General features: G+C 62.8%; 15 protein-coding genes, 1 tRNA gene and 5 pseudogenes. 14 read left to right on the top strand and 7 right to left on the bottom strand.

The window, feature by feature from the left end:
- Positions 1-389 precede the first annotated feature (389 nt).
- The 8 genes and pseudogenes from QZT63_RS11800 (at position 390) to QZT63_RS11760 (ending at position 4,323) form a co-directional block, all read left to right on the top strand.
- On the top strand, positions 390-833 hold the full coding sequence (locus QZT63_RS11800; RefSeq protein ID WP_290651423.1) for a cytochrome c oxidase assembly protein: 444 nt from the start codon (positions 390-392) through the stop codon (positions 831-833).
- 131 nt (positions 834-964) lie between these two features.
- Positions 965-1,480: pseudogene (locus QZT63_RS11795) on the top strand (SCO family protein); the annotation flags it as partial.
- Positions 1,446-2,078 carry a TlpA disulfide reductase family protein gene (locus QZT63_RS11790; protein WP_290651420.1) on the top strand — a complete coding sequence of 211 codons (633 nt, stop codon included), beginning with the start codon at positions 1,446-1,448 and terminating at the stop codon, positions 2,076-2,078. The pseudogene QZT63_RS11795 and the gene QZT63_RS11790, both read left to right, overlap by 35 nt.
- Before the next feature lie 79 nt (positions 2,079-2,157).
- Positions 2,158-2,391: a hypothetical protein gene (locus QZT63_RS11785; RefSeq protein ID WP_290651418.1), complete on the top strand. Its 234-nt coding sequence runs from the start codon at positions 2,158-2,160 to the stop codon at positions 2,389-2,391.
- A 36-nt stretch (positions 2,392-2,427) separates the two neighbouring features.
- Positions 2,428-3,048 (top strand): class I SAM-dependent methyltransferase, encoded by a 621-nt coding sequence (locus tag QZT63_RS11780; protein WP_290651416.1) that lies wholly within the window; start codon positions 2,428-2,430, stop codon positions 3,046-3,048.
- 179 nt (positions 3,049-3,227) lie between these two features.
- Positions 3,228-3,523, top strand: a pseudogene (locus tag QZT63_RS11775) (DUF4400 domain-containing protein); the annotation flags it as partial.
- Positions 3,524-3,695: 172 nt separating this feature from the next.
- Entirely contained in the window at positions 3,696-3,935 is a 240-nt protein-coding gene (locus tag QZT63_RS11765) for a type II toxin-antitoxin system prevent-host-death family antitoxin (protein ID WP_290651414.1), read from the top strand.
- A 1-nt stretch (position 3,936) separates the two neighbouring features.
- Positions 3,937-4,323 (top strand): type II toxin-antitoxin system VapC family toxin, encoded by a 387-nt coding sequence (locus QZT63_RS11760; protein ID WP_290651412.1) that lies wholly within the window; start codon positions 3,937-3,939, stop codon positions 4,321-4,323.
- A 39-nt stretch (positions 4,324-4,362) separates the two neighbouring features.
- Here QZT63_RS11760 and QZT63_RS11755 read toward each other — a convergent pair.
- Positions 4,363-4,470, bottom strand: a pseudogene (locus QZT63_RS11755) (DUF411 domain-containing protein); the annotation flags it as partial.
- Between the two features lie 204 nt (positions 4,471-4,674).
- A pseudogene (locus QZT63_RS11750) lies at positions 4,675-5,748 on the bottom strand (heavy metal translocating P-type ATPase); the annotation flags it as partial.
- Positions 5,749-5,819: 71 nt separating this feature from the next.
- On the opposite strand from QZT63_RS11750, the gene QZT63_RS11745 reads away from it, so the two are divergent.
- A complete protein-coding gene (locus QZT63_RS11745) occupies positions 5,820-6,383 on the top strand; it encodes a Uma2 family endonuclease (protein ID WP_290651411.1) in 564 nt (187 codons plus the stop codon).
- A 5-nt stretch (positions 6,384-6,388) separates the two neighbouring features.
- On the opposite strand, the gene QZT63_RS11740 is transcribed toward QZT63_RS11745, so the two are convergent.
- A complete protein-coding gene (locus tag QZT63_RS11740) occupies positions 6,389-6,544 on the bottom strand; it encodes a hypothetical protein (RefSeq protein ID WP_290651410.1) in 156 nt (51 codons plus the stop codon).
- Between the two features lie 218 nt (positions 6,545-6,762).
- Here QZT63_RS11740 and QZT63_RS11735 point away from each other — a divergent pair, with 218 nt between their 5' ends.
- From QZT63_RS11735 to QZT63_RS20095, 5 genes are all read left to right on the top strand, one after another.
- Positions 6,763-7,425 (top strand): ATP-binding protein, encoded by a 663-nt coding sequence (locus QZT63_RS11735; RefSeq protein ID WP_290651408.1) that lies wholly within the window; start codon positions 6,763-6,765, stop codon positions 7,423-7,425.
- 499 nt (positions 7,426-7,924) lie between these two features.
- Positions 7,925-8,917: a RhuM family protein gene (gene rhuM / locus QZT63_RS11730; RefSeq protein ID WP_290651406.1), complete on the top strand. Its 993-nt coding sequence runs from the start codon at positions 7,925-7,927 to the stop codon at positions 8,915-8,917.
- 129 nt (positions 8,918-9,046) lie between these two features.
- Positions 9,047-10,144 carry a Fic family protein gene (locus QZT63_RS11725; RefSeq protein WP_290651404.1) on the top strand — a complete coding sequence of 366 codons (1,098 nt, stop codon included), beginning with the start codon at positions 9,047-9,049 and terminating at the stop codon, positions 10,142-10,144.
- Between the two features lie 13 nt (positions 10,145-10,157).
- Positions 10,158-11,639 (top strand): class I SAM-dependent DNA methyltransferase, encoded by a 1,482-nt coding sequence (locus QZT63_RS11720; RefSeq protein ID WP_290651403.1) that lies wholly within the window; start codon positions 10,158-10,160, stop codon positions 11,637-11,639.
- A 97-nt stretch (positions 11,640-11,736) separates the two neighbouring features.
- A complete protein-coding gene (locus QZT63_RS20095) occupies positions 11,737-12,081 on the top strand; it encodes a VOC family protein (RefSeq protein WP_366636845.1) in 345 nt (114 codons plus the stop codon).
- Between the two features lie 294 nt (positions 12,082-12,375).
- Here the strand turns inward: QZT63_RS20095 and QZT63_RS11715 are convergent.
- The 4 genes and pseudogenes from QZT63_RS11715 to QZT63_RS11700 all read right to left on the bottom strand — a co-directional run.
- Positions 12,376-12,451 (bottom strand) — tRNA-Phe (locus QZT63_RS11715).
- A gap of 73 nt (positions 12,452-12,524) precedes the next feature.
- Positions 12,525-12,797: an oxidative damage protection protein gene (locus QZT63_RS11710; RefSeq protein WP_290651401.1), complete on the bottom strand. Its 273-nt coding sequence runs from the start codon at positions 12,795-12,797 to the stop codon at positions 12,525-12,527.
- Positions 12,798-12,800: 3 nt separating this feature from the next.
- Positions 12,801-13,868, bottom strand: coding sequence for an A/G-specific adenine glycosylase (gene mutY / locus QZT63_RS11705; protein ID WP_290651399.1), 1,068 nt, complete (start codon positions 13,866-13,868; stop codon positions 12,801-12,803).
- Positions 13,868-14,485, bottom strand: a pseudogene (locus QZT63_RS11700) (hypothetical protein); the annotation flags it as partial. The gene mutY and the pseudogene QZT63_RS11700, both read right to left, overlap by 1 nt.

Genomic DNA, 14,485 nt, shown 5'->3' with positions numbered 1-14,485 from the left:
TCTCCGGGGCCTGTTACCGTGCCGCCAACTGGCTCGATGTCGGCCTCACCACCGGCCGTGGCCGACAGGACCGTGACCATCGTCGCCACAATGCCGCTCCCAAGCGGATCTTCCTCTATCCGCTGCGCGCCGACGCCCGAGAGGCACTGGCGTCAGCGCCATAATTAGAATTGCTGCTTGATCCGGAGGTGTGTTCTGCAGGCAGCGGGGCTTCTCCAAGGTGCCCCGCCAGCTTCCTGTCGCCAGCAGTGAAGGAGGGCGACCAATCGGAGAGAGACAGTCATGAGCCTCGCGGTTAGGAACCAGAGACTCGCCTGGAAACTCTCACTGACGAGTGCGGGCATGTTCGCCTTTGCCGTCTTTGTGTTGCCACCACTGTATGACGTGCTCTGCGATATTCTGGGGATCAACAGCGGGAGCACAGTCTCACAGCGTCGCAGACCGAGTCCGTGCAAATCGACGAATCGCGGCAGGGTGCGGTGGACTTCCTGGCCAACACCTATCAGGGGATGCCGCTGGAGTTCCGAGCGCCCAGCCCGAGCAAGTTCGAGGTGCATCCCGGCGAACTGACCGAGGTCACCTACACGGCACGCAATTTCACTGATCAGGCGGGGTGGGTGCAGGCGGTGCACAGTATCGTGCCGGGTCTGGCGAGCCAGCACGTGGAAGTGCTGCAGTGCTTTTGCTTCGAGCAACAGAAGTTCGAGGCGGGTGAATTGCGCGAACTGACCTTTGCCTCCTTTATCGCCCCTGAAATGTCCCCGCGTCATGGGGCGGTCAGTGTCTCATACACCTTCTTCCAACTGGAGAATCCCCCGGAGGACCAGAAATGAACCACGTCATCGCCTTCGCGCTGACAGCCGCCGTGGTGCTGGTGTCGCTGCCGGTAGCGGGCCATTCACTCCATGAACTGGAAGGGGATCTCAATGAGCGGGAGCGGTACGCCTAGTTTGTCGACGACAAAGCCCCCGATTTCCTCCTGGCCGGTGTCGACGGTCAGACCCTGGCTCTGGACGATCTCGCCGGTAAGGTCGTGGTGCTGAACTTCATCTATACGCGCTGTACAGAGGACTGCCCGACCCACATGGTCCTGATCAGCCGTCTGCAATCGATGATCAACGCGGCGGGTATGGCTGAGCAGGTGCAGTTCATCACCATTGCCACCGATACCGAGGATGTGCAATCCACGCGCGAGCTGATGCGTGGATACCGAACGTCGTTCGGCCTCGACTCGTCAAATTGGCGATTTCTGTTCCGAGGCGAAGAAGATTCTGCTGACACGACGGTGAAGGTGGCCGAGGCCTACGGTCTCAAGTTCGTGCCGGTGGAAGAAGAGGCCATGCAGATGCACGGCGTTGTCACCCATGTGATTGATCAGACGGGACAGATGCGCGCGCGTTTCCACGGGCTCTCGTTTGAACCGGTCAATCTCGTGTCCTACGTCAATGCCCTGGTTAATGATGAGCACTCACGCCGCTGAATCGGCGATCTCCCTCACGTCGATCCGAGCAGGGCTATTAGTGCCATTGTTCCTTGCCTTGGTGCTCGCCACAGGGTGTTCGTCGGACGATGATGAAGCCTCTGACAGCGCACAGGCGGCTGCAAGCGGTGAAACCGGGCCGCAAGGTTTCAAGCTCCGCGCGGAACCTCAGGAACTGCCGGAGGTGCCGTTCACGGATGGTGACGGTAACCCGATGACGTTCGCCCATTTCGAGGGGCAGGTGGTGGTGCTCAATGTCTGGGCAACGTGGTGCCCGCCGTGCCGAGAGGAGATGCCCACACTGGACCGGCTGCAGGCTGAACTGGGAAGTTCCGAATTCAAGGTGGTGACGCTCTCCATAGACCAGGCGGGCGTCAGCGTGGTCGACGATTTCTTCGCCGACATCGACGTACAGCATCTCACCATCTACATCGACGAAACCGGGCAAGCTGCCCGGAAGCTCGACGCCTTTGGTGTGCCAACCACACTGTTACTGGATCGGGAAGGCAGGGAGTTAGGCCGTCTCGTTGGAGAGGCCGACTGGCACACCCGGGCGATGGTGGAGTTTTTCAGAGAAATCGTGGAACGCACGAAGTAAGCCGGATGCTTGTTGACGGTCGTCTGACCGACTCCACTTCATGCATGGGTACAGCGGGCGTTCGCCGGGAGGGTTTGACATGAAACGACTTATGATCAGCCTGTCATTGCTGTGGCCGCAGCTCTGGGCCGGGTTTACGCTCGCTCAGAGCGGTTCCGGCTCTGGCGGCATGGGCGGCGGGATGATGAATGGTGGCACCATGGCCGAGATGATGGGTGGTTTCATGATTGTTCCGCTACTCATCGGGCTGTTGATTCTGGTCGTGCTGATTCTTGCCATTGCGGCGCTGGTGAAGTACTTGCACCAAGGGTAAACCCGAGCCTGCTCACGCACCACGAGGTCGCCTTTCATGTCCTTCTATGAGAATCATGTCCTGCCGCTTCTCCTGCACCTGGCGTGCGGCACCCGGGTGGTTGACCGGCAGCGGGCCAAGGTGGTGCCGGAGGCGCAGGGTCGCGTCCTGGAGGTCGGGATGGGTTCGGGTCTCAATATTCCGCACTATAACCCCGACAAGGTGGAGTTGGTGTGGGGGCTCGAACCTTCCGAAGGCATGCGCCGCAAGGCCCGGAAGCGTCTAGCCGGCGCTCCGTTCGAGGTCCGCTGGCTGGACTTGCCGGCTGAAGAGATCCCCCTGGAGGATGACAGCGCCGACACCGTCGTGCTCACCTATACCTTGTGCACGATTCCAGACTGGCATCGTGCGCTTGAACAGATGCGCCGCGTCCTTAAGCCCGGCGGCCGGTTGCTCTTCTGTGAGCACGGCAGCGCGCCGGACGAGAACGTGCGCCAGTGGCAGGACCGGATCAACCCGCTGTGGCGAAGGGTGGCTGGTGGGTGCAATGTCAACCGGCCAATTCCTCGCCTCATCGCGGGTGCGGGGTTCGGTATTGGCCGCATGGAGACTGGCTACCTGCCAAAGACGCCGAAATTTGCAGGTTTCAATTATTGGGGAGATGCAAGTCCTCGATGATGCTGCGAGTGCCTACCTGCTGGTTTCTATCGGCGCGCCAAATACAGCAGCAAGACACCGACAATCACCATGGGCGCCGACAGGACCCGCGCCCCGTACAGCACGAGAAAGAGTCCTGATACCGCCATGGTCGGCCGTGGTTTGCGGCAGAAGCATCACAACGCCCCGTAAAGAACCACTCCTTGGGTCTGGGTGTGCTGACCCTGGCCATGCCGGTGTTTGTGCTCTTCAGCCTGGTAGCTGTGATCGATGGGCTCGTGCCGCGGGAACTGCGCCGCTGGGGCGGCGGCCGTGAGAGCAGCTTTGTGTACCACCATGCGAAGCGACTCATGGCGCCGTCCATTGCCATGGCGTGGGTGGTCTATACCCGGCCATACCCGTGCCCGTGCATCCGAACTGGATGATCCTGCCATTCGCGGTGCTTAACGCCGTGACGGTGGCGATTACGGCGTCGCGGTGTAAGAAACATCTGTGATTGCCTTGCGGTCAACGATCAGGGTGTCCGGTCGAAATGGGGACTGCTTCAGGTTCTACTATGGATGGGGCGTCACGGGGTCGATACATCCGCGTCGGCGAGGGTGTTTGCGGCTCTCGCTACGGCGGCGTAGACTCACAACTGAACTAAGCAGACTTAGCTAGATCTTGCCATGAAGACCTACAACATCCACGAGGCCAAAACACGGCTCTCTCAGTTGATCGAGAAGGCGGAGCGTGGTGAGCCGTTCATCATCGCTCGGGCCGGTAAACCGGTCGTGCGGGTCGCGGCACTCCAGAGTCCGGAGCCGGGTCAGGAGCGTCGACTGGGATTCATGCAGGGGCATATCTCCGTTCCGGACGACTTCGATCGGATGGGCGAGCGGGAAATCGCCGAGCTCTTCGGGAAGTGAAGTGCATCTCCTACTAGACACCCACGTGCTGCTTTGGGCCGCAGGAGAACCGGGGCGTCTCACGCCGCGCGCGCGGGAACTGATCTCGTCTACGGAGAATGTGCTTTGGTTCAGCGCGGCCAGTATCTGGGAGGTGGCCATCAAGAGCGGGCTGGGCCGGTCGGACTTCCGCGCGGATCCACACTTGCTATGTCGCGGCCTCATCGAGAACGGCTACCGGGAACTCGCTATTACGTCGCAGCATACGGCTGCTGTAACGCACCTGCCGGATGTGCACAAGGATCCGTTCGACCGGATACTGGTTGTCCAGGCCGAGACAGAAGGGCTTCTTCTGCTCACGGTCGATGAGGTACTGCAGCGTTATCCCGGACCGATCCAACGAATTTGACGTGCGTAGATGGCCAGGATGGCACGCTCCGGGGAGGGTGACGCCACGGATTATCGGGCGCTCCTCGAGCAGTTGCTCGATGACTTCAACGGGCATGTGGCCGACCACCGTGTAGGGGCCCACTTCCGTGGTATGGCAACTCGCCATGGTGCGGTCGATGCCCGCCTCCTCGAAGATCGGCGCCATGCTGTCGTGATCGACCACCTCGAGCTCAAAGCCCTTGGCCTCCAGGTACTCGAAGATAGACGTCGCAGTACCCGCATGTCGGTGTCTTGTGCACGGCGCCCGTGCCGCCGGCGCTGTGCCGAGACAATAAGGGCACGGTCACGGCGAGTGTGCCCAGTGATGCGCTCACGCGATCTTGCCGCCGGGCCTCGCCCGCTTGAGCAGCACCGAGTTGCCGATGACGGAGAGCGAGCTCGCCGTCATGGCGATGACGCCGATCATCGGGTGCAGCAGGCCCACGGCGGCGATGGGGATGGCGGCGACGTTGTAGCCCCAGGCCCAGAACATGTTCTGCACGATCTTGCGGAAGGTTAGCCGCGAGAGCTCAACGGCCTCGACCACCTTGGTGAGCTCTCCGCGCACCAGCGTCACGTCCGCGGCCTCGATGGCAACATCCGCCCCGGCGCCGATGGCGATGCCCACGTTGGCCTGCTTGAGCGCCGGCGCATCATTGATGCCGTCGCCCACCATGGCCACGTGCTGGCCGTAGCGCTGCTGGAGTTGGCGAATGGCCTCCACCTTCCCTTCGGGCAGGACGCCAGCCGGGACTTCGTCAAGGCCCACCTGTTCGGCGACGGCGCGCGCAGTGCGCTCGTTGTCACCGGTGACCATGACGCAGGTGATGCCAAGCCTGTGCAGCGCTTCGATGGCCGCGACGGAGTCGTCCTTGATGGTGTCGGCCACAGCCACGATGCCCGCCGGGCGATCGCCGATGGCGACCAGCATTGCGGTCTTGCCTGCGGACTCCAGTGCAGTGAGTGGCTCCTCCAGGTCGGTGACATCCAAGCCGTGCTCGGTGAGCAGCCGGCGGCTGCCGGCGAGCACGCGCTCGCCGTCGAGCTGCGCCTCCACGCCGCGGGCCGTGTGGGACTGGAAGCCGGTGACGCTGCCAACAGCCAGACCGCGCTCCTTCGCCCCCTGGACGATGGCCTCGGCCAGCGGTTGGGCGGAGCCCGCCTCCACGGACGCCGCCGCGGCGAGCACCTGCTCTTCAGTGAACCCCTGCGCCGGTCGCGCATCGGTCAGGGCCGGTTCCCCTTTGGTAATGGTCCCGGTCTTGTCGAGGACGATGGCCTTGATGTCCTTGAGGCTCTGGATGGCCGAGCCCGAGCGGATCAGCACACCCCGCTCGGCGCCCATGCCCGAGCCCACCATCAATGCCGTTGGTGTCGCCAGCCCCAGGGCGCACGGGCAGGCGATGAACGGCGTTCCCGTTTCGTTAGATCGCGGCACCGTGCCGTGTTAGCTTATTCAGCAGGAGGAACCGACCCATGGCGACATCACTCCCCGGGACCGGTTGGACCTACGCCGAGTTCGCCCGGCTCCCCAACGACGGGAACCGGTACGAAGTGATTGCAGGAGAGCTCTACGTGACTCCCGCTCCCCGGCCCCGGCACCAGCTGATCTCGCAGCGGCTGAACATCCAGCTCGCCAACTTTGTCAACGAGCACGGCCTCGGCTGGGTGTTCACCGCCCCCATCGACGTGCTCTTCGCCGAGGGCGAGTACGTCGAGCCCGACCTGGTGTTCGTGCGGCGCGAGCGTGTCGGCATCATCAGCGACCGCGGCATCGAGGCTGCACCGGATTTGGTCGTGGAGATCCTCTCCGATTCGACCGCGCGCATCGACCGCGGCCCCAAGCTCCGGCAGTACACCCGCTTCGGCGTTCCGCTCTACTGGATCGCCGACCCCGAGACCGCGCACGTCGAGGTCTACCGCCCGCTGGAAGAGCCTGCAAAGCCCATCGTCCACGCGGAGACCGTCAGCTGGACGCCGGTGCCCGGTGGCCCGACGCTGAGCATCGAGGTGCCGCCTCTCTTCCGCGGCTTCGAGTAGCCGCTCTACACCAGCTCCGCCCGCAGCACCGTGACCTCCTGGCCGCCGAGGAGCACGCCGTGCCCCTCGGCCCGCACCCGCACCACCCCGCCGCGCGCCGACGCCTGGTAACCGGTCAGATCGTTCCGCCCCAACTTCTCCGCCCAGCACGGCGCCAGCACGCAGTGTGCCGAGCCGGTGACCGGGTCCTCGTCGACCCCGACGGCGGGGTGAAGAAGCGCGAAAGGAAATCGTACACCGTCGAGGCGGCTCGGGCGGTGACGATCACCCCGCGGGTCGGCGAAGAAAATAATTCTGTCCCCTTTATTGTATTATTGTATTGGGCCCTTTCGCGGGTTGATCGCGTCAACTCGGCGGGGCGATCCTGCCGAGGAAGCGGTTGGAATTCCTATCCTTATCCTTTATCCTTGATAGCCTGCCCCGGTTGATCCAGCGCGCCACGGCGGCGGTGCTGGACGACCTTCCGCGAGCTTTCCAACTCCCGGAAGGAGAAATCCGGCGCGGTGAGAAGACGGTGCTGCCGGACAAGGTGGTGCGCGAGGCGGTGGTGAACGCGGTGATGCACCGCAACTACCAGCGCCAGCAGCCCATCCAGTTGCTGCGCTACAGCAATCGGCTGGAGGTGCAGAACCCGGGTTACTCCCTGAAGGCACCGGAGAATCTGGGCAAGCCGGGCTCGCAGTGGCGCAACCCGGTGATTGCCTCCGTGCTGCACGAAATGGGGCTGGCGGAGACCAAGGGCAGCGGCATCCGCGTCATGCGTCGGCTGATGAAGGAGGCCGGGCTTTCTCCCCCTAGCTTTGATTCGGACCGTCACAACGACCAGTTCGCCGCCACCTACCCCTTCCACCACTTTCTGACCGAGGCGGATATTGCCTGGCTCGGCCAGTTCCGGCATCTGGGGCTGCTTGAGGACGAGCAGCGGGCGCTGATCTTTCTTCGGGAAACCGGACGGATCACCAACTCCGATTACCGTGACCTCAACCGGGTCGATACCCTGCCGCCAGCCAGCGCCTCTCGCGCCTGCGCGATCTGGGGCTAGTCAAGCAGGTTGCCGCGCGGCCCGGCCACCTACTATGTGCCGGGAGAACGGCTCGGCCCTCCGCCCGCTGAAGCGGAAGGCGATCTGTTCTCCGGCTTATCTAGGGACTCCGAGAGCTTACCTAGGGAGTCGCTGTTGGGCTAACTTCCTGAGTCGCTGCGCCACCAGATCGAAGGGTTGGGGCAACGGAGTCGCGATACCGGCAGGTTGGAGTCCGCCATCCTGGCCCTGTGTGCACAGCGTCCTTGGTCCTTGCGCGAGCTGGCAGCGCTCCTTGAGCGCAATCCTGCTTATTTGCAGCATCGTTATTTCACACCGCTGGTGCTTAAGGGTCAGTTGCAACGCAAATTTCCGAATGAGCCGAACCGCCCCGATCAGGCTTACATTGCAGCAGAGGAGCGGTCATGAGTGCTCACCGCAGAGGTCGAAGCAATATGGCGTTCGGACACCGGGACCGGGGACTCTGGAGTGTTTATGAAACAGACAGCAGGGAGGCTGTATGAGTGAGATTGTGATTTTCGAGGATGAAACACATCCGGTCGAAGTACGGCTGGAGGGGGAGACCCTTTGGGCCACCCAGAAGCAAATGGCGGAGCTGTTCGGAACCACACCGGAGAATATCCTGATGCACCTGAAGAATGTGTATCGGGATGAAGAACTGTCGGAATCGGCAACTGCTAAGGAGTTCTTAGTCGTTCGTCAGGAAGGCAAGCGCCAGGTGCGTCGACGGCTCAAGCACTACGATTTGGACGCCGTGATCTCCGTGGGCTATCGGGTCAGCTCACGCCGCGCCACCCGCTTCCGCCAGTGGGCCACTCGCGTCCTCCGCGAGCACCTGACCCAGGGCTACAGCCTCAACGAGCACCGCCTGGCCCGGCAGGGTCTGTCCGAACTGGAGCACGCGGTGGAGCTGCTTGGCCAGACGCTCACCCGGCATGAGCTGGTTTCGGATTTGGGGCAGGAGGTAGTGGGGCTGATTCTGGGTTATTCACGCACCTGGCGGCTCCTTCAAGACTACGACGAAGGCGCACTCGGCCCGCCGCCCGGCGCCCGCCCGGCCCGGGGCGTGCTGGGGCTGGAAGAGGCGCGCCTCGCCCTGGATGCCCTGGCGGCTGAACTGCGCTACCGGGGCGAAGCCAGCGAGCTGTTCGCGCGGGACCGGGGCGAGGGGTTGGCCTCGATTCTGGGGAATCTGGAACAGAGCATGTTCGGCGAGCCCCTGTACAAGACCCGCGAGGAACGCGCCGCCCACCTGCTGTACTTCGTCATCAAGAATCACCCCTTCTCCGACGGCAATAAGCGCTCCGGCGCCTTTCTCTTCCTGCTCTACCTGCGCCAGGAACGAATGCGCCTGACTCTGAACGAGCAGGGCCTGACCGCCCTGACCCTTCTGATCGCCGAGAGCGACCCCAAGGCCAAGGATCTGATGGTGCGCCTGGTGATAAACCTGATCGCGGAAGGCGTCAGCGACAATCAGGCACGTACGGAGTGAACGCCGGTTTTCGGGGCCGACGAGGGGGCTTCTGTTCAGATTTGCCGGAATTTGAGAAGATTGCGGTAAAACTTCTCAAAAATACCAATTTTTGAGAGCGTCACTGCGAGCGGGTTTCAGGAGTCAGCGATGGCGCTGGACATTCGGGATCACTTTCCCCCAAAGGCTCCGCTGGAGAGCGCTTCGGTGCTGCGCGCACTGGTGGCAGCGCATCGCAGTCTGGCCGAACTCAAGGGGGTGGCAAAGACGATCCCTAACGAAGGCTTGTTGGTTTCTACGCTGTCTCTTCAGGAAGCGCAGAGCAGTTCCGAGGTCGAAAACATCATCACCACCCAGGATGCCCTCTATCGTTATCAGCTCCAGCCAGAGTCTGTGGACGCGACCAGCAAGGAAGTGGCCCGCTATGCGGACGGCCTGCAAGTCGGGTTCAGGGCGGTGCGCGACACGGAATTGCTGACACTGAACACGATTCTCAGCATCCAGGCCTTGCTGGAGGGAAACGAAGCGGGCTTTCGCAAGACGGTGGGCACTGTTTTACGAAACGAGTCGACGGGTGAGATCGTGTACCGGCCGCCCTCACCGGAACGGGTACCCGATCTGATGGCAGAGTTGGAACGCTATCTTCATGCGGACGGTCCGGAAGACCCGCTGGTGCGCATTGCGGTCGCACACCACCAGTTCGAGACGATTCACCCGTTCTACGATGGCAATGGTCGCACCGGTCGCATTGTCAACATCCTGTTTCTGGTCCGTGAGGGATTGTTGGATTCGCCCATTCTCTACCTGAGCCGTTACATCAGTCAGACTAAACCCGCATACTACGACGAGCTGCAAAAGGTTCGGGAGACCGGCGAGTGGGAAAGCTGGCTCCTGTACCTGCTACGCGGTGTCGAGTTGACTGCGCGGCACACCACCACGTTAGTACAGGCGATTGGCCAGCTCTTGCAGCAGCACAAGCATTTCATACGGTCTTGCTACAAGTTCTATAGCCAGGACCTGATCAACAACATCTTCCGCCACCCGTACACCAAGGTCGCCTTTGTGGAAAAGGATCTGGCCGTGTCCCGAGCGACGGCAACGCGCTATCTGGACGAACTGGCCAAGGGCGGCATTCTCGACAAGCACCGGCTCGGACGCGAGAACTACTATATCAACCGGGAGCTTGTGCGCCTGCTATTCGATTTGCCGCCCATGGATATCGAGCAAGCGGGACAACGAAACCGATAAGGACCGCGACGCCATGAATGCCGAAAACCTCGTCTCCAAGGTCTGGAACTTCTGCCACATGCTCCGCGATGACGGCGTGGGCTACGGCGACTACCTGGAGCAGCTCACCTACCTGATCTTCCTGAAAATGGCCGACGAATACAGCCGGCCGCCCTGGAACCGGGACGCCGGCATCCCCGAGCAGTACAACTGGCAAAGCCTCAAGGCCCGCAAGGGCGCGGACCTGGAAGGTCATTACATCGAGCTACTGCGCGAGCTCGGCAAGGAAAAGGGTATGTTGGGCCAGATCTTCACCAAGGCCCAGAACAAGATCCAGGACCCGGCGAAGCTGGCCCGCCTCGTCAACCTGATCGATGACGAAACCTGGGTGATGCTGGATGCCGAGGTCAAGGGCGATATGTACGAAGGGCTGCTGGAGCGCAACGCCCAGGATACGAAATCGGGCGCTGGCCAGTACTTCACCCCCCGCCCGCTGATCCGGGCCATGGTGGAATGCGTCCGGCCGCAGCCGGGTAAGACCATCTGCAACCCAGCCTGTGGCACGGGCGGTTTCTTCCTGGCCACCTACGACTACATCAAAGACCACCACATGGCCGAAATGACCGGGGAGCAAAAGCAGGCGCTCAAGCACCACACCTTCTACGGCAACGAGATTGTCCCCAGCGCCCGGCGCATGTGCCTGATGAACCTCTTCCCCGACAACATCGGCGATATCGGCGATGAACCGACCATCTCACCCACCGACGCGCTGCTGGCGGAACAGCCGAAGCGGCATGACTATGTGCTGGCCAACCCGCCCTTTGGCAAGAAAAGCACGCTCACCATCACCAACGAGGCCGGCGAGCAGGAGCGCGAGGAGTTCGAATACAACCGCCAGGACTTCTGGGCCACAACCTCGAACAAGCAGCTCAACTTCGTCCAGCACATCAAAACCCTGCTCAAGGAAAACGGCCAGGCTGCCGTGGTCGTACCGGACAATGTGCTGTTCGAGGGCGGAGCAGGGAAGACCGTGCGCCGCAAGCTGATGGAGACCACCGAGCTTCACACCATCTTGCGCCTGCCCACGGGCATCTTCTACGCCCACGGCGTCAAGGCCAACGTGCTCTTCTTCGACGGCCGCCCCGGCCGCGCCGAGCCGTGGACAGACGCCGTCTGGTTCTACGACTACCGAACCAACATCCATCACACCCTCAAGAAGAAACCGCTACGAGATGAACACCTGCGCGAGTTCGTCGAATGTTACAAGCCCGGCGAACGCCAAAAGCGCCGGGAAACCTGGAGCGAGGACAACCCCGAAGGCCGCTGGCGCCGCTGCAGCCGCGAAGAGATCTTAAAGCGCGACAAGACCAGCCTCGACATCTTCTGGCTACGCGACAAATCCCTGGGTGATCTGGAAAATCTGCCCGAGCCCGACGACATCGCCGAAGACATCATCGAGAACCTGGAAGCGGGGTTGGAAAGCTTCAGAAGTGTTTTATCTGAGCTGCAATCCTGAAGCTCCTTGCGCCAACGTGGACACAAGACACTCAACCGGACGCTCATACCTCGTTAGTTCAGCGTTGGACGACGGCGGGGCTCAAGGATTAATCAATATGGCTGCAATTCGATACTTCGTGCACGACGTTGATCGTGCCGTAGACTTCTATACCAAACACTTGGGGTTCAGACTGGAAAAGCAGGTAGATTCCGCAATCGCTGCCGTTTCTATCCAGGCGCTGACGCTATGGATCAGCGGTCCAGAAAATTCGGCCGCTCGCCCATTGCCAGATGGCCGTCGACCGGAACCCGGCGGCTGGAACCCACTCCTGGTCGAAGTAGAGGATCTAAAGTCACTCAGGGTCGGAGGCGGGGTTGCCCCCGGCGTCAGCGCCCACCCTACTGTGCGTACGGAGCCGTACACGGCGGTTCAAGTGACCGGCTGCCAGGACCGAGGTTGACCAAGAAGGCTCAGAAGCCCCCAGTGGGCGAGTAACCGATTGGTCACCGCCGCGTGCATGTGCGAGGCCCCCGCATTCCACCAAGCCCCACGGGCGGTGGCAGTGGCCTTGCGCGCACGCTCCGCCTCCACGCCCAGCGCAACCAGCTTCCAATACCAGGTCCGCGGCTTCCTCCATTGCTCCCACAAGATATTGCGCAAGCGACGATGGCTATTGTGCACCAGGCTGTGCACCTGCAGCGCGAGAGCCTGGGAGGGCTACCGCGAAACGGGAGGATTAAGTATCTGCATGAATTGGTGGCCGGGGACGGAATCGAACCGCCGACACGCGGATTTTCAGTCCGCTGCTCTACCGACTGAGCTACCCGGCCGGAAGCGGCTCATTGAACCCGATCGCGCCGGGTGCGTCAAGGCGCGCCACAGGGCACCGCGTGGGCGTTGGGTTTACTCTTCGGGCGGCCGGTAATCGGGGGGCGGCGCGGCGCCCTCGCCGAACAGGAACTTCTCCATCTCACCTTCGAGGAATTTGCGCGCCTTGGGATCGACCGGCGTCAGGCGGTATTCGTTGATAAGCATGGTCTGGTGGTTCATCCATTGCTGCCAGGCCTGCTTGGAGATGTTCTCGTAGATCCGCTGGCCAAGTTCTCCGGGATAGGGTGCTCGATCCAGCCCCTCCAGCTCCTTGCCCAGCTTGGCACAGTGCACAGTGCGCGCCATGGGTCATGCTCCTCGCTGCCAGTGTTGCAGTAGCCGGTTGACGGGCGCGGCAACGCCGCGCCCCGGCATTGAAGCGCCGTTATACCAGATGGTCTCTGGCCCTGTCATGACGCGATCCGCCGAATCGGCCAGACGGGCATGAACCGGTTGAATCTCCAGATGGTAGTGGCTGAATGTGTGTCGAAATGACGGCCAAGCCACGGGCGGCTCGATCAGTAAACCGAGCTCCTCGCGACAGTAGGCCGCTAGCTCCTCGTCCACGGGACACTCCGGCAAACTCCACAGCCCGCCCCAGATTCCCGTGGGAGGCCGGCGCTGGAGCAGCAGCCCGCGCTCGGACTCCAGCAGCACCATGCGCGTGTGTCTTACCGGCATGCGCCTCGCCGGTCTAGGCTCCGGGTAGGCCTCTGCCTCCCCCTGCGCATAGGCCCGGCAGCCCCCGCTGACTGGGCACAGGGTACAGGCCGGCGCGCGCCGTGTGCATATGGTCGCGCCCAGATCCATCATCGCCTGGTTGTAATCCGCGCAGCGCCGCTTGGGGGTCAGGGCTTCCGACCACTGCCAGAGCGCACGAACCACGGCGCTTCGGCCTGGCCACCCGGGGACGGCGCCGTAGCGGGTCAGCACGCGCTTGATGTTACCGTCGAGAATGGCGTGTCGCTGCCCCGTGGACAGCGACACGATGGCGCCGGCCGTGGAGCGCCCCACGCCAGGCAGCGCTTCCCACGCCTCACGGCGCGCCGGCATGACGCCGTCATGCTCGCTCACGATCTGCTGCGCGGCGCGGTGGAGGTTGCGCGCCCGGGCGTAGTAGCCGAGCCCGGCCCACAGCGCCAGGACCTCGTCCTGGGGTGCGGCTGCCAGTGTCGCCACATCCGGGAAGCGGGCGATGAAGCGCTCGAAGTACGGTACGACGACGCTGACCTGGGTCTGTTGCAGCATGATTTCCGAGACCCAGACACGATAGGAGGTCGCCGGATGCTTCCAGGGCAGCCCGTGGCGGCCGCTGTGGTCGTACCACGCCAATATCCGTGCGCTGAATTGCTGGGCTTCGTCCCGGCACACCGGCATCAGTTGAGAAGCCCCCGCAGCCCTTCCCGGGCGCGCTCGCGCAGCTCCTCCTCGCGCTCCTGGCGCTCCTCGCGCAGCCGCTCCCGCACCTGGTCCTCTTCTTCGCGGGCACGCTCGCGAATGGCCGCCTCACCTTCGCGCAGGCGCTGGCGCTGCTCGCTGGTGAGGGCCTCCTGCAGATCGATGCCGATACTCGGCGAGCGCAGAGAGCCTTCAAGACGCAGCGGCAACGTGACACCGCGGAGGCGCTCGAGCCCGTCCGCGCCTTCGCCGACCAGCTCCACGTTCAGTAAGTAGTCCACGGTGTGGTCGAACAGATGCGCCTCACCCACACCGCGGATATCAAAGGCGGGCGTGCGAATGCGCAACTCGTCGTTGGCGATCCGTCCCCGATCGATGCTCAACGTGGCCATCACGTCGCGAAACGGCGTGCGGCGCGCCTCCGGCTCCTCGGCGGCCTCGTCCCGGAGGCGCGCCATGGCGTTCTTGACGGTCTGCTCCAGGTCAACGCCTATGAAATCCCCCTCGGTAAACGCGAGGTCGGCCCGCGCCACAAACTCGCGCACCAGATCCATCACCGTGATACCACGGGTCTCGCCCTCCAGATGCAGCCCGGC

Origin of the sequence: Aquisalimonas sp. (assembly GCF_007120195.1) — a bacterium.
Lineage (GTDB): Bacteria > Pseudomonadota > Gammaproteobacteria > Nitrococcales > Aquisalimonadaceae > Aquisalimonas.
This window is presented reverse-complemented; position numbering and strand designations above follow the sequence as displayed.